The sequence below is a fragment of the Pseudoduganella lutea genome (assembly GCF_004209755.1).
Lineage (GTDB): Bacteria > Pseudomonadota > Gammaproteobacteria > Burkholderiales > Burkholderiaceae_D > Rugamonas > Rugamonas lutea.
Genome location: NZ_CP035913.1, coordinates 3,998,297 through 4,021,233, shown reverse-complemented (window position 1 = coordinate 4,021,233; position 22,937 = coordinate 3,998,297). Strand labels below are relative to the sequence as shown.

Sequence of the window (22,937 nt, the reverse complement as noted above, 5' to 3'; positions counted from 1 at the left end):
GGAGCATGCTCCGCGAAACCCCGGTGTCACTGGTCCAGCGGCGGCAGCAGGTCGAGTGTGCGGGCGGTAGCGCCGCGGTGCTGGTTGGCGAATGCCAGGCCTGCCTGGCCCATCGCGGCGCGGGCGCTGTCGTCGGACAGCAGCCGGGCAGCCTGCGCCATCAGGTCGGCCGCATCGGCGATGCGCAGGGCGCCGCCGGCAGCCACCGCGTCATCGGTCACCTGGGCGAAGTTGAACGTGTGCTGGCCGATCAGCACGGGCTTGGCCAGCGCCGCCGCCTCGATCAGGTTCTGGCCGCCCAGCGGCGCCAGGCTGCCGCCGATGAAGGCGACGTCGCAGGTGGCGTAGTACGCGAACATCTCTCCCATCGAATCGCCCAGCACGACGCGGGTCGATGCATCGACCCGCGCGCCGGGTTCGGCCAGCGCCGAGCGCCGCTGCACGGCAAGCGAGCGCTCGCGCGCCATCGCCTCGACGGCGTCGAAGCGCTGCGGGTGGCGCGGTACCAGCAGCAGCAGCGTCCCTTGCGGCAACGCGGCCGCCTTGAACGCGTCGAGGATCGCTTCCTCCTCGCCTTCGCGCGTGCTGGCACACAGCAGCACGGGGCGCGCCGCATCGAATCGATGCTTCAGCTGCGCGCCGGTTGCCAGCGCGGCCGGCGGCACCACCACGTCGAACTTGATGCTGCCCGTAACGGCCACGTTGGCAACGCCCAGTGCCCGCACCCTCTCCGCATCGTCCTTCGTCTGGGCGGCCACCAGCGAAATGCCGCGCGCCGCGTCGGCCATCAGGCGGCCCAGCTTGCGCGCCTTGCGCAGCGAACGTTCCGACAGCCGCGCGTTCGCCAGCACCACCGGCACGTCGCGCCGGTTGCAGCCATGGATCAGGTTTGGCCAGACCTCGGTTTCCATCAGGATGCACACGCGCGGCTCGAAATGGGCGATGAAACGCTGCACCAGCGCCGGCAGGTCGTATGGCAGGTAGGATTGCACGACGCGTGCGCCGTGCTTGCCGAACAGGCTCTTGCCGGTGGCGCGGCCGGTCGGCGTCATGTGCGTGAGCACGATGCGCCCGCGCGGATGGCGTTTCAGCAGTGCTTCCACCAGCGGCTCGGCGGCGCGTGTTTCGCCCACCGACACGGCGTGCACCCAGATCGTCAGCGGTTCGTCGTTGGCGGCCCTGCGGCCGTAGATGCCCAGGCGCTCGTTCCAGAACTGGCGGTAGCCCGGTTCCTGGCGGCCGCGCCACCACAGGCGCGCCAGCACCAGCGGCAGCGCCAGTCGCCATGCCAGTGAATACAGGAAGCGGATCAAGCCGGCACCTTCACAGCAGGCTCTTGGCGGCCGCCGCGACTTCGGCAACGGATGGCGGATTGCCCCGGTCGCCCAGGTTGATGATTTTCGGCGACCAGTTGCCTTCCGTCTTCCAGCGCGGCGAGTCGCAATAGATCTCGACCACCGGCCGGCTGAACGCGGCGGCGATGTGCGTGAGCCCCGTGTCGACACCGACCGCGAGCGCGGCGCGGCGCGCCAGCATCACCGCATCGGCCATCGGCAGTTTCGGCAGCACGCGCGCATTCGGGATGGCCGCCGCCAGTGCCTCGGCTTCCGCCTTTTCCTTGGGCGAGCCCCATGGCAGCAGGATCGGCATGGGTGCCAGCTCGCGGCCCAGCGCAATCCAGTTGGCCGGCGCCCATTTCTTCGCGTCGCGCGCGGTGCCGTGGAAATACACCGCATAGTGTCCGGCGGGCAGCCAGTCCGGGCGCGGTTCGTCGGCTGCAACTTCGGGCAGACCGAAATCGGCCGGCGTGTCGACCGCATAGCCAAGTGCAGCGCCGGCGACAAGCCGGCCGCGTGCGACCGCGTGCGTGCGAGGGTCGAGCGGAATGCTGTCGGTGTGGAAGATGCGGGAAATGCCTTCGTAGCCGGAGCCTTCGCTGCCGTTCGCCAGGCCCACCTTCTTGCCGCCCTTGCGGATGCGCGCGGCCCCCATGATGATGCCGGTCTTCAGCAGGCCCTGCGTGTCGAACACGTAGTCGTATTCGACTTCGCGCAGCCGGCGGAAGAATCCCTTGATCTCGGCCCGTACAGCCTTGTCGCCCAGGTTCTTGCGCCATCGGCGCAGCGCGAACGGGATGACGTGCCGCACATCGGGATTGAGGCGAACCAGGCTGACATAGCCCTCTTCCACCACCCAGTCGATGTTCGCGTCGGGGAAGTGGCGGCGGATGTCCGCCACGATGGGCATGTTGTGCAGCACGTCTCCCAGCGAGGAGACGCGCACCAGCAGGATGTTCATCTAACTCAGAACGGCAGCTCGGCGTCCGGCTTCGCAGTCAGGATCACATCGCGGAACTGGCCCTGGATGCGTGCCAGCGCTTGCGGCGTTTCGGCTTCGAAGCGCAGCACGATCACCGGCGTGGTGTTCGACGAGCGCGCCAGGCCGAAGCCGTCGGCGTATTCAACGCGCAGGCCGTCGATCGTGATGATGCGTTCGTTGCCAGGGAAGGTCGCTTGCGCGCGCAGCGTGTCCATCAGCGCAAAGTTCTCCCCTTCCTTCAGGTGAAGGTGCAATTCCGGGGTGCTGTCGGACTGCGGCAGGGAATTGAGCAGCGCGGAAGGATCCGTTTCCTTCGTCAGGATTTCCAGCATGCGCGCGCCGGCATACAGGCCGTCGTCGAAGCCATACCAGCGTTCCTTGAAGAAGATGTGGCCGCTCATCTCGCCGCCCAGCGGCGCGCCGGTTTCCTTCAGCTTGGCCTTGACCAGCGAATGGCCGGTCTTGTACATCAGCGGCTTGCCGCCCGATTTCTCGATATACGGCGCCAGGTGGCGCGTGCACTTCACGTCGTACAGGATCTGTTCGCCCGGCACGCGCGACAGCACGTCGGCCGCGAACAGCATCATCTGGCGGTCCGGGTAGATGATCTGGCCATCCTTCGTGACGAGACCGAGCCGGTCGCCGTCGCCATCGAATGCCAGGCCGATCTCGGCATCGGTCTCCTGCAGGCAGCGGATCAGGTCCTGCAGGTTTTCCGGGTGGGCCGGGTCCGGGTGGTGGTTCGGGAAGTTGCCATCCACTTCGCAGAACAGTTCGATCACTTCGCAGCCCATGCCGCGGTACAGGTCGCCCGCGAACGCGCCGGCCACGCCGTTGCCGCAGTCGACGGCGATCTTGATCGGGCGGGCAATCTTCACGTCGCCGATGATGCGCTCGAGATAGGCGGCGCGAATGTCGTGCGTGCGGTAGTTGCCTGGCTCGGCAGCCACTGGCAGGTCGTCCGCGGCAATGCGCTCGTACAGGCCGGTGATCGCGTCGCCATAGATCGCTTCGCCGGCGAGCACCATCTTGAAGCCGTTGTAGTCGGGCGGATTGTGGCTGCCCGTGACCATGATGCCCGATTTCGTTTCCAGCACATTCGTGCCGAAGTACACCATTGGCGTGGCGACCACGCCCAGGTCGATCACATCCGCGCCCGCCGCTTGCAGGCCTTCCGCCAGCGCGGCAGCCAGTGCCGGCCCGGACAGGCGGCCATCGCGGCCGATCACGACACTGCGCTCGCCTTTCGCCAGCGCGGCGGCGCCGAATGCGTGGCCGATCTGGCGGGCGATGCCTGCGTCAAGGGTTTTATCGATGATGCCGCGGATGTCGTAGGCTTTGAAAATTGATTTGGAGAGGGAGACCATGAATGTCGGGAGCCCAGGCTGATCGGGCAGCCGGCTTTATGAAATGGAAACAACCGGTATAGTAAGTGCGTTGCCCTCCGCAGGCAAGCTCGGCTTGCTGCCACGCACAATCGCTCGCGTGATATGCCCGACTCGCTGTGGCAGTGATCCTGGGGTCTCGCGAAACCATCATGGCGACGCCAGGCCTGCTTGAGAGAACAGGGGTCGTACTGAATGTACGACCGGGTCGCCCGCCGCGGCATACCGCCGGCCAGCGGCTGGCGCCGCGCAACAGGTTTATCGGGGTTTCATCAGATCCGCAGATCGTCGATGGATTTACCCGAATCCACCCAATCCTTGACCCATTTCGGCTGGCGGCCACGGCCGGTCCATTGCTGGCCCGAATCCCCGGGATTGCGGAAACGCGCCGCAACGGTACCGCCTTTACCGCGCGAATTGGATGCGATCAATTCCTTCAGCGGCAAGCCGACGCGCTGTGCAATGGCGAGAATCTCATCCTTTGCTTTTTGCAGGTCCTGCGACTCGCGTTTTTTCAGTTCACGCTTGACCTGTTCCTGCAGATTGCGCAATTCCGAGGCGGACAAATTCGACAGATCCATCGTCTATTCCTTTGTAAAAATGATCGGGGAAACGTGTTTCTGTGCGAAATATACACCAACTTTGTATTCACTGGTTTCTTTTGTGGCGAATCATCCAACGTGGCGCTTTAAATCGGACGATGCGTACATATAACCAGACATAACTGATAACGAACAGCAGGCAAAATAGCATCAGCACGCCGGTATAGCGCCAGAACACGGTGGCCGGTATTACAGCCATCAGTGAGAACATCCACAGATAAGGTGATGTCAGTGAATTGCGGCGCATTAGCGCGCGGGCATCCTTGTGCCCGACCGCCCATTGCACGACGCGCCTGAATATCAGGCTGTGCAGGTGAATGCCGTCCGGCATCGCCGGCGACTTGCCGCGGATGAACATGCGGCGATACACGGAAAACAGCGTTTCAAATGCCGGATAGATCAACAGCAGCGCCGCATACCACGTGGACACCTGGGGATTGCGCATCACGAGCAGCAGGGCCAGCTCGCCCAGCATGAATCCGATGAAGTATGCCCCGCCATCGCCCAGGAATATCAGGCCGACCGGATAATTCCAGATGAGGAATCCGGCCGTGGCGCCGGCCACCATCAGCGCGGCCACCAGCACGAACATATCGTTGACCTGCAATGCCACATAACCGAGGGAAAGCAGCATGCATATCGTTACGACGCTGGCCAGGCCATTGAATCCGTCGATGATATTGACGGCATTGGCAATGCCGGCCACCGATAATACGGTCAGCGGCAGCGTCAGCCAGATATAGGGAAGCGGCCAGACCGCATCGATCCAGTCGATACGATCGATCCTGGCATCGAGCAGGTAATAGCCAAGCAGCGCCGCGACCATCGTCAACAGCAGGCGACGCGCGGCGGATACCCGCCCGGTGTAATCCTCGACAATACCGCCGACAAATGCGCAGGCGCTGCACGCCATGAGCGACAGCATCCAGGTGGTCAATGCCGGTACGCGCCAGACGGAAATGCACGCCGACAGCGCGACGGCCATAAAGATCGACAGCCCGCCGATCCGGGCCACGCTGTGCGAATGCACTTTCTGGACGCCATTGAAATCGGCATCCAGCGCAGGACCGTGCAGCCGCGCCTCCTTGATGACCAGCAGGGTCAGCAAGGCCGAAGCGACAAAGCTTACAAGGAAAGAAAACATGTATCGTAAATCGGTCGTGGTCAGGCGATGCCGCACTGCAGCAACGGGCGTTGTCTGCATGCCAACCAGCGATTGTACCGGATTAATAATTAGAAACTCGGAAAATCAGGCTGGCCCCGGGTAATAGCCAGGGCCTCGGAAAAATGCCGGATTCTACAACCGTCAGGCAAGCTGCCTGAAATCATTTACTATTGGAAACATCTGGCCGATAGCGCGTGGATGAATGGGCGCAGCAAAAGCGATCAACGCAGGCACAGATGTAGCGCCTCGCGCCATTCTGGCAGGCGCACGAAGCGCTCCTGCAGCCGGCTGGAATCGAGTGCCGAATACCGGGGGCGGGCAGCCGGCAATGGATATTGGTCGGTCGTGATCGGCACCAGCTTGCAGTCGATGCCCGCCTCTTCCAGGATCGCGGCAGTAAAGCCGCACCACGTGGTGCGCCCCTGGCTGGACAGGTGATAGATGCCGCCGTTCTCCTCCCACCAGGGCTGGCCGCCGGCACGCGCCTGCGCCAGGATCAGCGCCGTGGTATCGGCAATGGTGCGGCTCCAGGTGGGCGCGCCATGCTGGTCGTCGACGATGCGCAATTCATCGCGCTCCCGTGCCAGGCGCAGCATCGTCAACAGGAAGTTCTTGCCGCGCATGCCGTATACCCAGCTGGTGCGCAGGATCAGGTGCGGTACGCCGGACGCGGCAATCGCCCTTTCACCGGCCAGCTTGCTGGCGCCATAGACGTTCAATGGCCCAACGGCATCGCTTTCCACGCGCGCATCGGCCATGCGTCCGTCGAACACGTAATCGGTCGAGTAATGCACCAGCGCCGCGCCCAGCGCCCTGGCTTCGGCGGCCATGACGGCCGGCGCTTCGGCATTGATCCGGTGCGCCAGGTCCGGTTCGCTTTCCGCCTTGTCCACCGCCGTGTAGGCGGCCGGATTGACGATCAGTTGCGGCCGCACCGCCCGGATCACGTCGCGCACCTGGTCGAGATCGGCCAGATCCATCCGGCCGCGATCGACGGCGATCACCTCGCCCAGGCCTTGCAGGCTGCGTTCCAGTTCATAGCCGACCTGGCCGGTACTGCCGGTGAGCAGGATCTTCATTGAAACACTTCCGCATCGGCCAGCGGCACACCGTTGCGGTCCTTGGCGGACAGCAGTGGCATCCCCTCGACCGGCCACTCGATGCCGACGGCGGGGTCGTTCCACGCGATCGAGCGCTCATGCTCGGGCGCATAGTAATCGGTGGTCTTGTACAGGAACTCGGCAAATTCGCTGGTCACGGCAAAGCCGTGCGCGAAGCCCGGCGGGATCCAGAACTGGCGCTTGTTCTCGGCCGACAGCTCCAGGCCATGCCACTGGCCGAACGTGGGCGAACGCCTGCGCAGGTCGACGGCCACGTCGAACACGCTGCCGGCGGTCACGCGCACCAGTTTGCCTTGCGCCTGCCGGATCTGGTAATGCATGCCGCGCAGCACGCCACGGGCCGAGCGCGAGTGGTTGTCCTGCACGAACGGCAACTGCACGCCGGTCAGCTCGGCAAAGCGCTGTGCATTGAAGCTCTCATAGAAAAAGCCCCGTTCATCGCCGAACACGGTGGGCTCGATGATCAGCAGGCCTTCGATCGGCGTAGTAATAACTTTCATCGTGGAATCACTTTATCCTGCAAGATCTGCATCAGGTATTGGCCGTAACCGTTCTTCTTCAGTGGCTCGGCGAGGCGGCGCAGGTGCTCGGCATCGATATAGCCCTTTCGATAGGCGATTTCTTCCGGGCAGGCCACCTTCAGGCCCTGGCGCTTCTCGATCGTGGCAATGAATTGCGACGCATCGAGCAGCGATTCATGGGTGCCCGTATCGAGCCAGGCCATGCCGCGCCCCATCAGTTCCACGCGCAGGTCGCCCTGCTCCAGGTAGGCCTTGTTCACGTCGGTGATTTCCAGTTCGCCGCGGGCCGACGGCTTGATCGAGGCGGCGATGTCGCAGACCTGCCTGTCGTAGAAATACAGGCCCGTCACCGCGTAGTTCGATTTCGGCAGCGCCGGTTTTTCCTCGATGCTGACCGCGCGCCGGTTGCCGTCGAACTCCACGACGCCATAGCGCTCCGGATCGTGCACGTGGTAGGCGAACACCGTTGCCCCGTCGGGCTGGCTGGCCGCGCTGCGCAACAGCGCATCGAGGTCATTGCCATAGTAGATGTTATCGCCCAGGATCAGCGCGGACGGCGCGTCGCCGACAAAGTCGCGGCCGATGATGAATGCCTGCGCCAGGCCGTCCGGCGAAGGCTGCACGGCATACGAGAGCTGCAGGCCCCATTGGCTGCCATCGCCCAGCAGTTCGCGAAAGCGCGGCGTATCCTGCGGCGTCGAAATGACCAGGATCTCGCGCATGCCGGCCAGCATCAGCGTGGTCAGCGGATGGTAGATCATCGGCTTGTCGTAGATCGGCAGCAGCTGCTTGGAGACACTGGTGGTCACCGGATACAGCCGGGTACCGGAACCGCCGGCCAGGATGATGCCCTTGCGTGCGCTGATCGGATCGATGCTCATGATGCGCTGCTCCCTGTCGCGTCGCGGTTGAAGTAATTGGTCTCGACCCACTTGGCATAGGCGCCGGACTGCACGTCCGCCACCCAGTCCGCGTGGTCGAGATACCATTGCACCGTCTTGCGGATGCCGGTCTCGAACGTTTCGGCCGGCTTCCAGCCCAGCTCGCGCTCGAGCTTGCGCGCGTCGATCGCATAGCGGCGATCGTGGCCCGGACGGTCCTTTACATACGCGATCTGGGTGCGGTAGCTGCTGCCGTCGGCCTTTGGCTTGAGGCTGTCGAGGATGTCGCACAGCGTGTGCACCACATCCAGGTTCGCCATCTCGTTCCAGCCGCCCACGTTGTAGGTTTCGCCCAGCACGCCATCAGCCAGCACGCGGCGGATCGCGGTGCAATGGTCGGATACATACAGCCAGTCGCGGATCTGCTGGCCGTCACCATAGATCGGCAATGGCTTGCCGGCCTGCGCGTTGGCGATCATCAGCGGAATCAGCTTTTCAGGGAAGTGATACGGGCCGTAGTTGTTCGAGCAGTTCGTCGTCAGCGTGGGGAAGCCATAGGTGTGATGGTAGGACCGCACCAGGTGGTCCGATGCCGCCTTCGACGCCGAATAGGGGCTGTTCGGCGCATAGGCCGTGGTTTCGGAAAACGGCGCATCGTCCGGACCCAGCGTGCCATATACCTCGTCGGTGGACACGTGCAGGAAGCGGAAGGCCGCCTTTTCCGCGTCCGGCAAGGTGCTCCAGTAGGCCCGCGCCGCTTCGAGCAGCGCGAACGTGCCGTTGATGTTCGTGTTGATGAATTCTGCCGGGCCATGGATCGACCGGTCGACGTGGCTCTCGGCGGCGAAGTGCACGATGGCGCGCGGCCGGTGTTCCTGCAGCAGGCCGAGCACCTGTTCGCCGTCGCAGATGTCGCCGCGCACGAATATGTGGCGCGCGTCTTCCTTCAGCGCTGCCAGGTTGTTCAGGTTGCCGGCATAGGTCAACTTGTCGAAGTTGAGCACGGGCTCGTCCGATTGCGCGAGCCAGTCCAGCACGAAGTTCGAGCCGATGAACCCGGCCCCGCCAGTCACGAAAATCATTTAGTATCCCTGTCCAGCAAGTAATTTTTGATAACACTGATTGTAATGGCAAAGCGCCCGGCAGCCTACGGTTACGATACGGCGCGGCGCGGCGGCACCACGATGGAGAAGTATGCGGACTTATGCGATTGGCGACCTGCAAGGATGCCATGCCGAAACTGTCGCGCTGGTCGAGCGCATCCTTGAACGCGAGCATGGCAATGCACCGCCGGCCATCCTGTTCTGCGGCGACCTGATCAACCGCGGCCCCGACTCGCTGTCCACGCTGCGCTATGTGCAGGCGCTGGCGCAGGGCAGTGGCGGGCGCATCGATGCCGTGCTGGGCAACCATGACCTGCACTTGCTGGCCGTCGCCAACGGTATCCGGCCGGAATCCGGTTCGGACACCCTCGACACGATCCTAGCCGCACCGGATCGCGACGCGCTGCTGCACTGGCTGCGCGAGCGGCCACTGGCACTTTTCACGAAGGGTCACCTGCTGGTGCATGGCGGCGTGCTGCCGCAATGGAGCGCGGCGCAGGCGGTCGCGCTGGCCGGCGAAGTGGAAACAGCCCTGCGCAGTCCGGACTGGGCGGGCTTCCTGGCTGAAATGTACGGCAACCAGCCGGACCGCTGGGACGACGACCTGCGCGGCGCGGCACGGCTGCGCTGCATCGTCAACGCGCTGACGCGCATGCGCTTTTGCAGCGCCGACGGCGAGATGGATTTCAAGCTGAAGGAAAGTGCCACCGTCGATTCCGCCACCGGGCTGATGCCGTGGTTCGAGGTGCCGGGGCGCCGCACGCAGGATGTGTCCGTGGTCTTTGGCCACTGGTCGGCGCTGGGCTTGCGCATCACGCCGCAATACATCGCGCTCGACAGCGGCTGCGTATGGGGTGGGCAACTGTCGGCCGTCTGCCTGGACGACCGGTCACTGTTGCAGGTGGAGTGCCCGGAGTTTCAGCGGGCCAAGGGCAAGGCTGAACACCGGTAGTGAAGCAGGGCTTTCACTTCTGCCAATCGGAGCCTGTCACCGGTTTTCGTTCGGCCTCTGCGGCATCGTGGCCGGTATCGGGGTCGGCATCCGGGCCGGCATCCGGGCTGGCATCGGGACCAGGTTCGGCGCCTGGCGGCGCGGGAATCTTCAGCGCTTCGCGAATCGCCTGGTAGGAGCGCTCGGCCAGGTCGCGCCGGCCCACGCCTTCGCTCTTCATCGAACGCAGGATCGTCACGCGGGCGTGGATCGCCTTGCCCGACAGGATCGCCAGCACGCTCTGCACGAACGTCATGTCGCCGATGAATTCCACGGCGGGATGCGGCTTGCGCTCATGGTCGATGTAGCGGATCGCATACGGCTGCACGCGCGATTTCGCGTCCACCGCGGCCTCGAACAGGTTGGCGTGGAACGGCAGCAGGGTGCCTTGCGGGGCCGTCGTCCCTTCCGGGAAGAACGCCACACGCTCGCCGGTCTTCAGCGCCGTCACCAGTCCTTCGAACGCGCGGCGCAGGTCGCGCCGGTTGCCGCGCGCGATGAACACGGTGCCGGCCTGCTCGACCAGCCAGCCGGCCAGCGGCCAGGCGCGGATCTCGGCCTTGGCCACGAAGCGGCATGGATACAGCGCGTTGAGCACGAAGATGTCCAGCCAGGAGACATGGTTGGCCACCACCAGCGCCTGGGCGCGCGGTGCCGCGCTGCCGCCGGTGATCTGCACGTGCACATTGCAGATGCCCAGCAGGTGGCGCGACCACCGGCGGATGTGGATTTCCCGTGCCTCGCGATCGATCCACGGGAAGAACAGCGCGCAGATCGCCATGCCGGACAGCAGGTGGAAGACGAGCCGCGCGATGCGCAATGCGAGGATCATCGACTCAGGCGGCTTTCCGTTCGTAGGCGACCCGGCCAGCCACGATCGTGGCCTTGACCTGACCCGGCATTTCGTAGCCGAGGAATGGCGTGTGCTTGCCCTGGCTGGCCAGTGCGCCCGCCTCGACCAGCCAGCGCTCGGCCGGATCGAACAGCACCACGTCGGCGCTCGCACCCACGCGCAGGTGGCCGGCATCGAGGCCAGCCACGCGGGCCGGGTCGGACGTGACGCGCTGCAGCGCCTTGAACAGGTGCTTGTCGCCCGCCGCATGGCCATTGCCCAGCGTTTCGCTCCACTTGATCGCCAGCGACAGCAGCAGTTCAAGGCCCGTGGCGCCCGGCGACGCTTCGGCGAACGGCAGCAGTTTTTCATCGTCGTCGACCGGCGTGTGGTCCGAGCAGATCGCGTCGACCGTGCCGTCGGCCAGCGCGGCGCGGATCGCATCGCGGTCGCGCTGCGAGCGCAATGGCGGCGTCAAGCGCGCATTCGGATCGAAGAAGTTGATGTCGGCATCGGTCAGGTGCACGTGGTGCGCGCCCACGTCGCAGGTGACCGGCAAGCCTTCGGCCTTTGCCGCGCGCACCAGTTCCAGGCCGGCGGCGGAAGACAGCCGGCACAGGTGCACCCGCGCGCCGGTGGAACGCACCAGTTCGAAGATCGTGTGCAGCGCGATGGTTTCGGCCATCACCGGCACGCCGGACAGGCCCATGCGCGAGGCCAGCGGCCCGCTGTGGGCCACGCCGCCCTTGCCGATGTAGGCGTCCTGCGGGCGCAGCCACACGGTGAAGCCGAACGTCTTCGCGTATTGCAGCGCGCGCAGCAGTACGTTGGTGTCCGTCACCGGCATCTCGGCCTGCGCGAAGCCGATGCAGCCCGCTTCGGTCAGTTCGGCCATCTCCGTCAATGCTTCGCCTTTCAGGCCCATCGTCAGCGCCCCCAGCGGATGCACGTGCGCGCCATTGCGGCTGCGCGCCCGGTGCTTCAGCATTTCCACCAGGCCCGGCTCGTCGAGCACGGGATCGGTGTCCGGCGGGCACACGAGGCTCGTCACGCCGCCATGCAGGGCGGCCTGCATTTCCGATTCCAGCGTGGCCTTGTATTCATAGCCCGGCTCGCGCAGGCGCGCCGCCAGGTCCACCAGGCCGGGGGCCACCACCAGGCCGCTCGCATCGATCGTGCGCGCCGCCGTGAAACCTTCGGGGGCCGCGCCCAGCGCGGCCACCTTGCCGTCGACGATATACAGGTCCTGCACGGCGTCGACGCCGTTGGCCGGGTCGATCACGCGGCCGTTCTTGATGTGAAGATTGCTCATCCTGATACTTATCCTTGAGTCCCTGCGACAATGCTCATCACGGCCATGCGCACCGCGATCCCGAATGTGACCTGCGGCAGGATCACGGCCTGCGGACCATCGGCCACCGCCGAGTCGATCTCCACGCCGCGGTTCATCGGGCCCGGGTGCATCACGATGGCATCCGGCTTCGCCAGCGCGAGGCGTTCCGGCGTCAGGCCGTAGCTCTTGAAGTATTCCTGCGCCGAAGGCAGCAGCGCGCCGCTCATCCGTTCGTTCTGCAGGCGCAGCATGATGATCACGTCCACGTCCTTCAAGCCTTCGTCCATGTTGGTGAACGTGCGCACGCCCAGCTGTTCCAGGCCACCCGGCAGCAGCGTGTGCGGGCCGATCGCGCGGATCTCGGGCACGCCCAGCGTGGTCAGCGCGTGGATGTCCGAGCGGGCCACCCGGCTGTGCAGGATGTCGCCGACGATCGCCACGCGCAGGTTCGTGAAATCCTTCTTGTAGTGCCGGATCGTGTACATGTCGAGCAGGCCCTGCGTGGGGTGCGCGTGGCGGCCATCGCCCGCATTCACCACGTGGACGTGGTTCTGCTTCGTGTCCTGCAGGTGCTTGGCGATCAGGTACGGCGCGCCGGATTGTGCGTGGCGCACCACGAACATGTCGGCATGCATGGCGGCCAGGTTGTCGATCGTGTCCAGCAGCGATTCGCCCTTGCTGGCCGACGATGCCGAGATGTTCAGGTTGATCACGTCCGCCGACAGGCGCTTCGACGCGATCTCGAACGTGGTGCGCGTGCGCGTGGAATTTTCAAAGAACAGGTTGAACACGCTCTTGCCGCGCAGCAGCGGCACCTTCTTCACTTCGCGGTCGGAAACGCTGACGAAGGAACTGGCGGTATCGAGGATCTGGTTGATGATGGCCTTGGGCAGGCCTTCGGTGGACAGCAGGTGCTGCAGCTCACCGTGTTTGTTCAATTGCGGATTGAGCATAAAAGTTTACGCGGATTCGTGTTCGATGGTGAGATGGAATCGTCGGTCGTCGGTCTGTTTCAGGCGCAGGGCTTCACCGGGAGCGACGCGCGTGTGCGCGGCCACGAAGTCGGCGGCCACCGGCAGCTGGCGCCCGCCCCGGTCGACCAGCGCGGCCAGCAGGATGCGCGCCGGGCGGCCATAGTCGAACAGTTCGTTGATCGCGGCACGCGTGGTGCGGCCCGTGTACAGCACGTCGTCCACCAGCAGGATCGTGGCACCGGCCACCTCGAAGCCGATATTGGTGGGCTTCACTTCGGCGGGCAAGCCCTTCTTGGCATAGTCGTCGCGGTAGAACGACACGTCGAGCACGCCGCAGCGGTCCTGCATGCCGAGATCGTGCGCGAGGCGTTCGGCGATCCAGGCGCCGCCGGAATGGATGCCGACGATCGCCGGCTCGTGCGCGCCGGCCAGGCCGGCCTTCACCTGGTCAAGCAGCGCGGCGTACAGCGCCTCGGCGTCCAGCAAGGTTGGGTCAGTGTGAGACATGATTAATTTGGATGTTGGTCGAAATACTGTTGCAGGATGACGGCCGCCGCGCGGTCGTCGATCACCTCGCCCCGCTTCTGGGACAGCACGGCGGAAGAATAGCGTTCGTCGACGAGCTCGACAGGAATGTCGAAGCGGCCATGCAGCTGGTTGGCAAAGCGGCGGCAGCGCGCCGTCATCTCGTGCTCGGCGCCGTCCGGATGCAGCGGCAGCCCGACGATGAATCTGGTCGGGCCCCACTTGTCGATCAGGGTCTTGATTTCCGCAAAGCGGGATTGATTGTCGATGGCCTTGATGACGGCCAGCGGGCTGGCCTGGCCGATCATCGTGTTTCCCATCGCTACGCCGATACGTTTGATGCCGAAGTCAAAGCCGAACAAGGTTTCCGGCGCATTTCCCGGACTAAGCATGGCCCGCTTCGGAAGTGAGCATCAATGGATCGATGCCCAGCAGTTTCATCGCGGCCACATAGCGTTCCTCGATCGGCACCTCGAACAGCACGGCCGGATCGGCATTGACGGTCAGCCAGCCGTTGCGGCTGATCTCGTCCTCGAGCTGGCCCGGGCTCCAGCCCGAGTAACCGATCGACACCAGCATGCGCTGCGGGCCGGCGCCCTTGGCGACGGCTTCCAGCACGTCGATCGACGTGGTGAATGCCACTTCGTCGGTCACCGTCAGCGACGACGAATAGCGCGCGCCAGGCGTGTGCAGCACGAAGCCGCGGTCGTCCTGCACAGGCCCGCCGAGCATGATGGGCTTTCTCGTCATCTGGTCGTTCGCGGCCGTGACCTCAAGGTCGATGCGCTCGAACAACACGTCCATCGTCATGTCGGTTGCCTTGTTGATGATGACACCGAGCACGCCGTTTTCATTGTGCTCGCAGACATACACGACAGCGCCGCCAAAGACGGGATCCTGCATCGACGGCATCGCGATCAGGAAGTGATTTGCCAGGTTCAGCGCTGGCGTCGCGGAGGTATCCTTCGATTCCATCTTGTGCAGCGGTGACTCGCTTTCCTGTAACAGCCCGGGCACAGGTAGCGGTTTGCTCACTTTGCTCTTCTTCATAAGCTGCTCTCTTCGCTGGACTGTTGTAGTAGTTAATGACGTGCGGAAACGCACGCCACATCGACAGTTTACTATGAATTGCCGGAACGGCCATCAAACGACGCTGGCGCTCTGTAAACTGATAGTAGGCAATAATCCATCCTCCGACTTGAGCTTGAACATGCCTCAAAGCAATTCCGATCCCCGTGGCGCCCTGGTGTGGTTTCGCCGCGACCTGCGCGCCTTCGACCACGCCGCCCTGCACCACGCCCTGCTGGCTGACACCCCCGTCTACTGTGCCTTTATTTTCGACAGTCCGATCCTGGCGGGATTGCCGCGCGACGACCGCCGCGTCGCCTTCATCCATGCCTCGCTGGCGGAACTGGCGGACGAACTCGAAGCGCTGGGCGGACACCTGCTCGTTCGCCATGGCGACGCCCGCGCCGCGATTCCGGCACTGGCCGCCGAGCTCGGTGTTGCGGCCGTGTACGCGAACGAGGATTACGATCCGGCCGCCATTGCCCGCGACGAAGCGGTGCTTGCCGCACTGGAATCGGACGGCCGGGCGTTGAAACTGTTCAAGGACCACGTGATCTTTGCCAGGAGCGAAGTGCTGTCGCAGGCCGGCAAGCCGCTTGGCGTGTTCACGCCCTACAAGAAGGCATGGATGAAGCGGCTCGAAGCGCAGCCGGACGCCCTGGCACCGTGGCACATCGAGCCGCATGCGGCGGCATTTGCAGCCGGCAAGTCGCGGTTGCTGGCATTGCAGGACATCGGTTTCGATGGCGCCGACCTGGCCGACGTCGGCGTGACACCCGGCATGGCCGGCGGCAGTGCCCTGTTCGACACCTTCCAGCCGCAATTGCCCGACTACGACAACGCGCGCGACTTCCCGGCGCGCGACGGCACGTCGCACCTGTCGCTGCACCTGCGTTTCGGCACCGTGTCGATCCGCCACCTCGTGCGCACCGCCCTGCAACTGTCGGCCCGCGGCCAGGCCGGCGACGGTGGTGCCACCTGGCTCTCGGAACTGGTCTGGCGCGACTTCTACCAGATGATCCTGTTCCACAACCCGCACGTGGTGGGCACGTCGTTCAAGCCCGTGTACGACAAGGTCGACTGGGAAACCGGGCCCGCCGCGGATGAACTGTTCGCCGCCTGGTGCGAAGGCCGCACCGGCTACCCGCTCGTCGATGCCGCGATGGCGCAACTCAACACCACCGGCTTCATGCACAACCGGCTGCGCATGGTGACGGCAAGCTTCCTGTGCAAGGACCTGGGCATCGACTGGCGGCGTGGCGAAGCGTATTTCGCGCTGAAGCTGAACGATTACGAGCTGGCCTCGAACAATGGCGGCTGGCAGTGGGCGGCGTCGAGCGGCTGCGATGCCCAGCCGTTCTTCCGGATCTTCAATCCGGTCACCCAGTCGGAGCGCTTCGACCGGGATGGCGAGTTCATCCGGAAGTTCCTGCCGCGGTTGGCCGACCTGTCCGCCAGGGAAATCCATGCACCATGGCTGCATGGCGGCGTGGCGGGCTACCCGCCGCCGGTCGTCGATCACGCCGAAGCGCGGCAACGCACGCTGGCGCGCTTCGAGGTCGTCAAGGCACGCGGCTGAACGCGCCTGCCCGATCGCCGCCGCTGTCGAGCGGATGGGCATTTATGATAAATATGTCAACCAGTTGACCGTTCCTCTCGTTGAAAGGAAGTGACCGTCGGTCTTGGCGCACGGTTTTTTACCGGAGCCCAAAATGATACGCCAGGATGCTGGACTCGCGGCGCTTGTCGATGCTGCGATTATCCTGAAAGAAGTTTTTCACCTCTCCTATGCGCGAGCGCTGTTGTCATCGGGCGCGGTGCCGCGCGACGTGATCGAAAGAGTGTTGTCGGGCAGTCCTTCGGAACGCAGAGTCATGCATTGGCGGGACAGCCACGGTTCGGATCACACGATGTGACGATCCCGGACCATTACTCGGCGACCAGCGCCGGCGTCGGTCTCCTTTTCGCGGAGCCGAGCACGCGGGCCGTTATCCAGATGGGTATGCCGGAATTGCGCAGGTATTCCGCGGCGGCATCCGTGCCGAGCATCGTCTGGAAGACCAGTGCCACCTCGATGCGCTGGGACGTCAGCTGGTCCGCGCGCTGGTCATCGGACAAGGGATCCAGCTCGGCCCCGGTAATCGACGCGCGGCGGGTGGCATAGCGGCGATCCTTCCGCCGCAGCCTGCCATCCTTGCCCTTGATGATCCGCTCGATGACCTCCGCGGGCACGTTTTCGCGGAGCAGTATCCAGTAGGCGCGGTCCGAGCCCAGCACCTTGTTGATGTGAATGGCCGCCTCGACATAAGCGGCGTGGACATAATTCTTGCGTCGGCACGCTTTGTATTCTTCGTCCATGAGCACCCAGCTTCCTCTCTGACGCAAGTACTCGGCAGCATGAAGGGGCGTTGCGCGCTCCCCTTCATCCACTCCGGCCGGCCGGTTGCATCGCGCAGGCGGCATCCGGGCGAAAGTCGCCTCGCATTATCCCATCGACATCGGGAGGATGGCAATAACATGTCGCAATGACATAAACACGTCACCGCTCGCCCGACTCCCCTTGCGCCGGGAGCAGGCCGGCGATCGCCCCCAGCAGCACCGTCTGCTGGTAAGGCTTGCCGAAATACGCGTTCACGCCCAGTTGCAACGCCAGGTTGCGGTGCTTGTCGGCGCTGCGCGAGGTGATCATGATGATCGGGATTTCGCCGGTGGCGGCATCGGCGCGCACGTGGCGCACCAGGTCGAAGCCATCCATGCGCGGCATTTCGATATCGACCAGCATCAGGTCCGGCCGGTGGACGGCGATCTGTTCGAGCGCGTCGACGCCGTCCTTGGCCAGCAGCACCACATACCCTTCCCGCTCGAGCAGCCGCTGCGTAACCTTGCGCACGGTGAGCGAATCGTCGACGACCATGATGGTACCGCCCGCCACATGCACGGCCGGCGGCGCGTGGAGCCGGGCTTGCCCGGTCTCCTGCTGTGCCATCTGCTGGGCCAGCACGACCGGGTTCAGGATCAGCACGATCTCGCCCGAACCCAGCACGGTGGCGCCGGCAATGCCGGGCACGCGCGCCAGCTGCGGCCCGATGTTCTTGACGACCACCTCGCGGTTGCCGAGCACTTCATCGGCCCGCAGCGCCAGCCGGTCGGTGCCGGCACGCAGCACCAGCACCGGCACGGACCGCTGCGTCAGCGGCTTCGCGCGGGCGTCGCCCAGCAGCGCCGGCAGGTAGTGCAGCGGCAGCGACTGGCCAGCCACGTCCACGCGCCCGGCAGCTTCATCCAGCGCCTCGGCTTTCACCTGCAGCACCTGTTCCACCAGCGCTGCGGGCACCGCATGCGTGCGGCCGCCCGCGGCCAGCAGCACGACCTGGGTGACGGCAAGTGTCAGCGGCAGGTGGATCGTGAATCGCGTGCCCTGCCCCGGCACCGTCTGGGTGTCGATGCGCCCGCCCAGTGCCTGCGTTTCCGAACGCACCACATCCATGCCCACGCCGCGGCCAGCCAGCTCCGTCAAGGCGTTCGCCGTGGAAAAGCCGGGCTCGAAGATCAGGTTCGCCACCAGGGCATCGTCGGCATCGTGTCCGTCCTCCAGCAGCCCCCGTTCGCGCGCCCGGGCCCGAATACGCGCCAGGTCCAGCCCGGCTCCGTCGTCGGAAAATTCCAGCACGATCTCGTTGCCCTGCTGGCTGGCCTGCACCACCACTTCACCGGTTTCCGGCTTGCCGGCGGCGATACGGTCTTCCCGCGCCTCGATGCCATGCACGACCGCGTTGCGCAGCAGGTGTTCGAACGGCGCGGCCATGCGCTCCAGCACGCTGCGGTCCATGTCGACGGAACCGCCGCGGATATCGAGGTTGACGCGCTTGTCCATCTCCTTGGCGCCCTGCCGCGCCACGCGGTACAGGCGCTCGGCGATGCTGGCGAACGGCACCATGCGCACGCGCAGCAGGTCGCGCTGCAATTCGCGGGTCATGCGCGCCTGCTGCACCAGGTCGTCGCTGGCGCTGTCGACCGAACGCCGCAGCCCGGCATGGAACGACGCCACGTCGTCGACACTCTCGGCCATCATCCGCGTCAATTCCTGCAGGCGCGTGTAGCGGTCGAATTCAAGCGGGTCGAATTCCCGTTCGCCCGGCGCCGGCTGCCGCGACGCGCTTTGCGGTGTCAGTTGAGAACTCAGCTGTGATTCGGCCTGCATCTCCACCTCGCGCAATTGCTGGCGCAGCCTGGCGAGGTTGTCCCCGAAGTCGGCCAGCGCGGTGCGCAGCGCCGCCACTTCGTTCTCCAGGCGCGAACGGGTGATTGCCACCTCGCCGGCCTGGTTGACGAGGCGGTCGAGGATGTCGGCGCGCACGCGCACCAGCGGTGCCTGGGCGGCTGCGGCCTCGGTGTCGGCCGGTGCGGCCGCCACCGCGGCATGCTGGTCCGCGGGCGGGTGCTGCAACTGGTCGAACAGCAGCAGCGCGTGATCATAATGGGCCAGCAAGCCCTCGAATGCCGCCGGCTCCGGCATGCCCATGGCCTCGACATGGGTTTCCATCTCGTGCGCATGCTGGCCAAGGCGCATCGCGCCCGCCATTCTTGCGCTGCCCTTCAGCGTGTGCAGCACCCGCTGCAATGTGGCCGGGTGGGTCGTATCGGCCGGCGCATGCTGCCAGGCCCGCAACGTGGCGCCCACCTGCGGCAGCAGGTCCGCGCCTTCTTCCAGGAACACGGGCAGCAAGTCCGGGTCGAGTTCATCGGCCACGGTGGGGATATCCGCCTCCGGCTCGGGGAGCGGCACGGCCTGCACGTCCGGCGCATCGGCTTGGTCATCAACTTGCTCATCGGCTTGCGTATCGGCTTGTTCGGCCTCCGGTGCCGGCGCTGACGCGTCGGGTTCGGGCGGCGGCACGAGTGACAACTGCGGTGCCGGGACCTGCGCCGTCGGCGGTGCCGTGAACGCATCGTCGAACGCGGCGTTGAAGAGGTCGTCGATCGACTCATCCTGCGTTGCCAGTTGCGGGCGCAGCGGCAGCGGCGCGCCCCGCTCAGGCGCCGGCGGCGGATCGGCAAGCAGCGCGTGATAGGTATCCATGAACAGCGTGTCGAGGCGGACCGCGAGCTCGTCGACCGGCTCGTCGAGCAGCTCAGCAAGCGGGTCGATAAGCGGCTCATCAAGCGGCTCATCGGCCACGTCCGGCACCGCCGGCATGCCATCCAGCCGCGCCTGCACATCCGCGCCGGCGGCATGCGCGCGGGCCAGTTCATCGCGCAGCCGTTCCAGCGCCGCGATCAGCTCCGACTGATCGGCCGGCATCTCGCCAGCGGCAAAACTGGCCACCATGTCGCCGGCACGCCCGATGGCCAGCTCGAACAGGTCATGGTGCGCCGGGTCGTGCAGCGTGGCCGGCGCGGCCTGCAGCGTGGTTTCAAGCGCGAAGGCCAGCTCGCGCAGCGCCTTGAAGCCGACCGTGCCCGACGTGCCGGCCAGCGTATGCGCCAGGTGCAGCGCTTCCGGGTCGAGCTCGCCCTGGCGGCGCCACGTGGCGAAGTCGCGCGCCAGCGCCTGGGCAAGCGCGGTGGCTTCGGCCACGTAGATGTCGAACAGCGGAGCCGGCACGGCAAGGCGGCCGACGAAGCGCATGCCTTCGTCGGCCGGCACGGGGGCCGGTTCGAGCGTGGCGGCCCCACCCGGTTCCGCCAGCGACGAATCAGCCATTGGTTCAGCGGCCACTGCTTCCTCGGCCACTGCTTCGTCGGTCACTGCTTCATCGACTACTGCTTCACCGACCGCTGCCTCATCGGTTACTGCTTCCGCCGTCCGGTTTTCGTCGGTCACATACGGTTCAGCTGGCGGTGGTTCGGTCGCTGCCGCCTGCGTGTCCGGTGCGCCGTCCGGCGACTTGTCCGGCGACACGAACGGCTGCCCTTCCAGCACCCGTGCGGCCGCAGCCACCAATGGCGCGGCGCTGCGCGGCGAAATACCTTTTGCCACCAGCTCGCCGACCCAGGCATTGAGTTCCGCCGCGGTCCATTCCAGCAAGCCGCGCAGCGCTTCGTTGGCGGAACGGCCATCGGCCAGCCATGCATTGAGCACTTTTTCGAGCGCGGCCGCGGCATCGGCGAACTGGTTCAGCCCGACCATCCGGCCACTGCCTTTGAGCGTGTGGAACGACCGGCGCAGCAGCGCCAGGCTGTCCGGCTCCCCCGCTTCCCGCGTGGCCAGCTGGCCATCGACGAAGGCCAGCACTTCGCGTGCCTCGCCGATGAAAATTTCCAGCAATTCCTCCTCGATGGCCGCGTCGCTGGCGCCCTGCGCCACCGGGGCGGTGGCGGCAGGAGCCGGTTCGGGCGGCGCCGGCACTTCCTCGTCCAGCACGGGGATCGATTCCGGCCCGGCGATCTTGCGCAGCGGTACCGCGCGGAACGTGCCCTGGCCGGCATCGAAGGCGAAACGCTCGCGTGCACCAGCCGCGTTCTGCGCCAGCATGTCGACAAAGAAGCCCAACGCGCCCACGTTCTGGGCGATGCGATCGAGCTGCGCCGGATCGTCCGCGCCGCTGCCGCCGGCAAGTGCCGCCACCTGCCGGCGCACATGCGCCGCGGCGGCCTGCGCATCCGGCTGGTCGGTGATCGCCAGCGCGCCCTCGAGCTGGTGCAGCACGCGATCCAGGTCCGCCAGCGGCGGCCGGGCCGCCGGATCGGTCGCGAATTCGTCCAGCACGCGCTCCACGTCGCGCAGCGCCACCTTCATTTGCTGCGCCAGCGCCGCCACGGTGTCATCCTGCCGCAGACGCTGCTCCAGGCCCTGCTGCCATTGCGCCGGCTCCGGGGGTTCCTGCCCCGCCGCCAGCGCTTCGAGCCGCGCGCCGATCGTGGCGGCGCTCGCCGCGAAGTCATCCGGCAAGTGGCGGACCTGGTCCAGGCCATGGCCGGCAAACAGCAGCGCGGTGGCCATTTCCAGCCCGAGCGCCTCGTTCCGGCCAGCCTCCGCGACGACGACCAGCTGCCGCATCAGGCCGGCCAGCGGCGTGATGCCCAGCTTGTCGACGGCGGCGGCCACCAGCGCCACCGCCTGGCCGAATGCGGTTTGCGCAGCGGTGTCACCCGCTTCGAGCCGCTGCCACGCGGCACGCGCCTCGGCCAGCCCTTCCTTTGCGCGCGCCAGCGCTTCCGGGTCGATACGGCAGTAGCGTTCGGCCGCGTAATCGGGCGGCACCATGCCATCCAGCGCAAAGCCGGCCCGCAAGTCACGGGCCAGTGGCGCCAGGTGCGCCGGTTCGGCCGCGGCCACGAAGAACAGCGCATCGCGCAGCACCGTGTCCGGGTATTCCGGTGCGCCCTGCGCCAGCCGGCGCATCTGCAGGTTGGCCGCGCCGAACAGCTGCTTGACGTACACACCACCGGGCACGTGCCCCTGCACCACCAGCTCCGCAAAGGCTTGCAGCGCCAGCCAGAACACGTGGCCGCGCGGCGCCGCCTGGGCTGAGGCCACCTCGGCAATCACCTCGGCCAGCGGCGCGGCCTGCGCCGGATCGCCGGATTTCAGGTAAGGCAGCAGCGCCCGTTCGAAACGCTGGCGCAGGGCGCCATAGTCGATGTCGGCGTGCAGTGCAGTGCGCACGTCGGCGTCCGTGTCCTCCCCGCCATCGCCCACCGGCAGCGCCGGTTCGCGGGCCAGGTCCGGGAAGAACAGGTCGGCCGGGTGGATCCGCGCCGCCCCCAGCATCTGCTGCACCGCCGCGTAATACGGGAACAGCCGCACCGGCTGGAACGGCGCCCCTTCCAGCAGCTCTTCCAGGTATTCGACCAGCGCGCCATACAGCCGCCCGATCACCGCCACATGGTCGGCGCTGCATTTCACGCTGCCATCCTTGAAGCGGTCCAGCGCTTCCTCGGCCAGTTGCGTGATCGCGACCACGCCATCGGCGTCCACCATCTGCAGCGCGCCATGTGCCTGGTGCAGGTGCGACTTGGCCAGCCGCAGCGCGGTGGCCTGGTCTTCGGGCTCCAGCCCGCCCGCCTCGAACAATGCCGTGCGCGAGCGGCCGAGCGCTTCGCGGATCTCGCCCATCACCCATGACAGGGGGCCGGGATCGAAGGAGTGGGTCGGGTAATCGGTCTCGCTCATG

20 protein-coding genes are annotated in these 22,937 nt (G+C 65.8%); 3 read left to right on the top strand and 17 right to left on the bottom strand.

Annotation, left to right across the window (positions count from 1 at the left end):
- Window positions 1-26: 26 nt before the first annotated feature.
- The 9 genes from waaA to rfbB form a co-directional block, all read right to left on the bottom strand.
- Window positions 27-1,310 (bottom strand): lipid IV(A) 3-deoxy-D-manno-octulosonic acid transferase, encoded by a 1,284-nt coding sequence (gene waaA / locus EWM63_RS17115; protein WP_130190437.1) that lies wholly within the window; start codon window positions 1,308-1,310, stop codon window positions 27-29.
- A 13-nt stretch (window positions 1,311-1,323) separates the two neighbouring features.
- Entirely contained in the window at window positions 1,324-2,298 is a 975-nt protein-coding gene (gene waaC, locus EWM63_RS17110) for a lipopolysaccharide heptosyltransferase I (protein ID WP_130187613.1), read from the bottom strand.
- Window positions 2,299-2,303: 5 nt separating this feature from the next.
- Entirely contained in the window at window positions 2,304-3,686 is a 1,383-nt protein-coding gene (locus EWM63_RS17105) for a phosphomannomutase/phosphoglucomutase (RefSeq protein WP_130187612.1), read from the bottom strand.
- Between the two features lie 290 nt (window positions 3,687-3,976).
- Window positions 3,977-4,285, bottom strand: coding sequence for an H-NS histone family protein (locus EWM63_RS17100; RefSeq protein WP_130187611.1), 309 nt, complete (start codon window positions 4,283-4,285; stop codon window positions 3,977-3,979).
- 67 nt (window positions 4,286-4,352) lie between these two features.
- A complete protein-coding gene (locus EWM63_RS17095) occupies window positions 4,353-5,450 on the bottom strand; it encodes a glycosyltransferase family 4 protein (protein ID WP_130190436.1) in 1,098 nt (365 codons plus the stop codon).
- 242 nt (window positions 5,451-5,692) lie between these two features.
- Window positions 5,693-6,550, bottom strand: coding sequence for a dTDP-4-dehydrorhamnose reductase (gene rfbD, locus EWM63_RS17090; protein ID WP_130187610.1), 858 nt, complete (start codon window positions 6,548-6,550; stop codon window positions 5,693-5,695).
- Window positions 6,547-7,092, bottom strand: a complete 546-nt coding sequence (gene rfbC, locus EWM63_RS17085; RefSeq protein ID WP_130187609.1) for a dTDP-4-dehydrorhamnose 3,5-epimerase — start codon at window positions 7,090-7,092, stop codon at window positions 6,547-6,549. Before rfbC ends, rfbD begins: the two co-directional genes overlap by 4 nt.
- The gene (rfbA, locus tag EWM63_RS17080) at window positions 7,089-7,994 is read right to left on the bottom strand and encodes a glucose-1-phosphate thymidylyltransferase RfbA (protein ID WP_130187608.1); all 906 of its coding nucleotides are present in this window, start codon (window positions 7,992-7,994) and stop codon (window positions 7,089-7,091) included. The genes rfbC and rfbA overlap by 4 nt, the downstream gene beginning before the upstream one ends.
- Window positions 7,991-9,076 carry a dTDP-glucose 4,6-dehydratase gene (gene rfbB / locus EWM63_RS17075; RefSeq protein ID WP_130187607.1) on the bottom strand — a complete coding sequence of 362 codons (1,086 nt, stop codon included), beginning with the start codon at window positions 9,074-9,076 and terminating at the stop codon, window positions 7,991-7,993. Before rfbB ends, rfbA begins: the two co-directional genes overlap by 4 nt.
- Window positions 9,077-9,188: 112 nt before the next feature.
- Here rfbB and EWM63_RS17070 point away from each other — a divergent pair, with 112 nt between their 5' ends.
- Window positions 9,189-10,049: a symmetrical bis(5'-nucleosyl)-tetraphosphatase gene (locus EWM63_RS17070; RefSeq protein WP_130187606.1), complete on the top strand. Its 861-nt coding sequence runs from the start codon at window positions 9,189-9,191 to the stop codon at window positions 10,047-10,049.
- Window positions 10,050-10,062: 13 nt separating this feature from the next.
- On the opposite strand, the gene EWM63_RS17065 is transcribed toward EWM63_RS17070, so the two are convergent.
- The 6 genes from EWM63_RS17065 to EWM63_RS17040 are packed head-to-tail and all read right to left on the bottom strand — an operon-like array spanning window position 10,063 to window position 14,802.
- On the bottom strand, window positions 10,063-10,920 hold the full coding sequence (locus tag EWM63_RS17065; RefSeq protein ID WP_130187605.1) for a lysophospholipid acyltransferase family protein: 858 nt from the start codon (window positions 10,918-10,920) through the stop codon (window positions 10,063-10,065).
- Between the two features lie 4 nt (window positions 10,921-10,924).
- Window positions 10,925-12,232 carry a dihydroorotase gene (locus tag EWM63_RS17060; protein WP_130187604.1) on the bottom strand — a complete coding sequence of 436 codons (1,308 nt, stop codon included), beginning with the start codon at window positions 12,230-12,232 and terminating at the stop codon, window positions 10,925-10,927.
- A gap of 8 nt (window positions 12,233-12,240) precedes the next feature.
- Entirely contained in the window at window positions 12,241-13,206 is a 966-nt protein-coding gene (locus EWM63_RS17055) for an aspartate carbamoyltransferase catalytic subunit (protein ID WP_130187603.1), read from the bottom strand.
- A 6-nt stretch (window positions 13,207-13,212) separates the two neighbouring features.
- Window positions 13,213-13,734 (bottom strand): bifunctional pyr operon transcriptional regulator/uracil phosphoribosyltransferase PyrR, encoded by a 522-nt coding sequence (pyrR, locus tag EWM63_RS17050; RefSeq protein WP_130187602.1) that lies wholly within the window; start codon window positions 13,732-13,734, stop codon window positions 13,213-13,215.
- A gap of 2 nt (window positions 13,735-13,736) precedes the next feature.
- Window positions 13,737-14,144, bottom strand: a complete 408-nt coding sequence (ruvX, locus tag EWM63_RS17045) for a Holliday junction resolvase RuvX (RefSeq protein ID WP_130187601.1) — start codon at window positions 14,142-14,144, stop codon at window positions 13,737-13,739.
- Window positions 14,137-14,802: a YqgE/AlgH family protein gene (locus EWM63_RS17040; RefSeq protein WP_130187600.1), complete on the bottom strand. Its 666-nt coding sequence runs from the start codon at window positions 14,800-14,802 to the stop codon at window positions 14,137-14,139. Before EWM63_RS17040 ends, ruvX begins: the two co-directional genes overlap by 8 nt.
- Before the next feature lie 160 nt (window positions 14,803-14,962).
- Here EWM63_RS17040 and EWM63_RS17035 point away from each other — a divergent pair, with 160 nt between their 5' ends.
- Both EWM63_RS17035 and EWM63_RS17030 read left to right on the top strand, forming a co-directional pair.
- A complete protein-coding gene (locus tag EWM63_RS17035; protein WP_130187599.1) occupies window positions 14,963-16,399 on the top strand; it encodes a cryptochrome/photolyase family protein in 1,437 nt (478 codons plus the stop codon).
- A gap of 133 nt (window positions 16,400-16,532) precedes the next feature.
- Window positions 16,533-16,736, top strand: a complete 204-nt coding sequence (locus EWM63_RS17030; protein ID WP_130187598.1) for a hypothetical protein — start codon at window positions 16,533-16,535, stop codon at window positions 16,734-16,736.
- A 13-nt stretch (window positions 16,737-16,749) separates the two neighbouring features.
- Here the strand turns inward: EWM63_RS17030 and EWM63_RS17025 are convergent, their stop codons facing one another.
- Together EWM63_RS17025 and EWM63_RS17020 are read right to left on the bottom strand one after the other, a co-directional pair.
- Complete coding sequence (locus EWM63_RS17025) at window positions 16,750-17,178, bottom strand: hypothetical protein (protein ID WP_130187597.1); 429 nt, start codon at window positions 17,176-17,178, stop codon at window positions 16,750-16,752.
- 181 nt (window positions 17,179-17,359) lie between these two features.
- Complete coding sequence (locus tag EWM63_RS17020) at window positions 17,360-22,936, bottom strand: hybrid sensor histidine kinase/response regulator (RefSeq protein WP_229487344.1); 5,577 nt, start codon at window positions 22,934-22,936, stop codon at window positions 17,360-17,362.
- Window position 22,937 lies beyond the last annotated feature (1 nt).

Coding starts and splice junctions, on each gene's coding strand:
- waaC (WP_130187613.1), bottom strand. CDS start 2,298: ATGAACATCCTGCTGGTGCGCGTCTCCTCGCTGGGAGACGTGCTGCAC.
- EWM63_RS17105 (WP_130187612.1), bottom strand. CDS start 3,686: ATGGTCTCCCTCTCCAAATCAATTTTCAAAGCCTACGACATCCGCGGC.
- EWM63_RS17100 (WP_130187611.1), bottom strand. CDS start 4,285: ATGGATCTGTCGAATTTGTCCGCCTCGGAATTGCGCAATCTGCAGGAA.
- EWM63_RS17095 (WP_130190436.1), bottom strand. CDS start 5,450: ATGTTTTCTTTCCTTGTAAGCTTTGTCGCTTCGGCCTTGCTGACCCTG.
- rfbD (WP_130187610.1), bottom strand. CDS start 6,550: ATGAAGATCCTGCTCACCGGCAGTACCGGCCAGGTCGGCTATGAACTG.
- rfbC (WP_130187609.1), bottom strand. CDS start 7,092: ATGAAAGTTATTACTACGCCGATCGAAGGCCTGCTGATCATCGAGCCC.
- rfbA (WP_130187608.1), bottom strand. CDS start 7,994: ATGAGCATCGATCCGATCAGCGCACGCAAGGGCATCATCCTGGCCGGC.
- rfbB (WP_130187607.1), bottom strand. CDS start 9,076: ATGATTTTCGTGACTGGCGGGGCCGGGTTCATCGGCTCGAACTTCGTG.
- EWM63_RS17070 (WP_130187606.1), top strand. CDS start 9,189: ATGCGGACTTATGCGATTGGCGACCTGCAAGGATGCCATGCCGAAACT.
- EWM63_RS17065 (WP_130187605.1), bottom strand. CDS start 10,920: ATGATCCTCGCATTGCGCATCGCGCGGCTCGTCTTCCACCTGCTGTCC.
- EWM63_RS17060 (WP_130187604.1), bottom strand. CDS start 12,232: ATGAGCAATCTTCACATCAAGAACGGCCGCGTGATCGACCCGGCCAAC.
- EWM63_RS17055 (WP_130187603.1), bottom strand. CDS start 13,206: ATGCTCAATCCGCAATTGAACAAACACGGTGAGCTGCAGCACCTGCTG.
- pyrR (WP_130187602.1), bottom strand. CDS start 13,734: ATGTCTCACACTGACCCAACCTTGCTGGACGCCGAGGCGCTGTACGCC.
- ruvX (WP_130187601.1), bottom strand. CDS start 14,144: ATGCTTAGTCCGGGAAATGCGCCGGAAACCTTGTTCGGCTTTGACTTC.
- EWM63_RS17040 (WP_130187600.1), bottom strand. CDS start 14,802: ATGAAGAAGAGCAAAGTGAGCAAACCGCTACCTGTGCCCGGGCTGTTA.
- EWM63_RS17035 (WP_130187599.1), top strand. CDS start 14,963: ATGCCTCAAAGCAATTCCGATCCCCGTGGCGCCCTGGTGTGGTTTCGC.
- EWM63_RS17030 (WP_130187598.1), top strand. CDS start 16,533: ATGATACGCCAGGATGCTGGACTCGCGGCGCTTGTCGATGCTGCGATT.
- EWM63_RS17025 (WP_130187597.1), bottom strand. CDS start 17,178: ATGGACGAAGAATACAAAGCGTGCCGACGCAAGAATTATGTCCACGCC.
- EWM63_RS17020 (WP_229487344.1), bottom strand. CDS start 22,936: ATGAGCGAGACCGATTACCCGACCCACTCCTTCGATCCCGGCCCCCTG.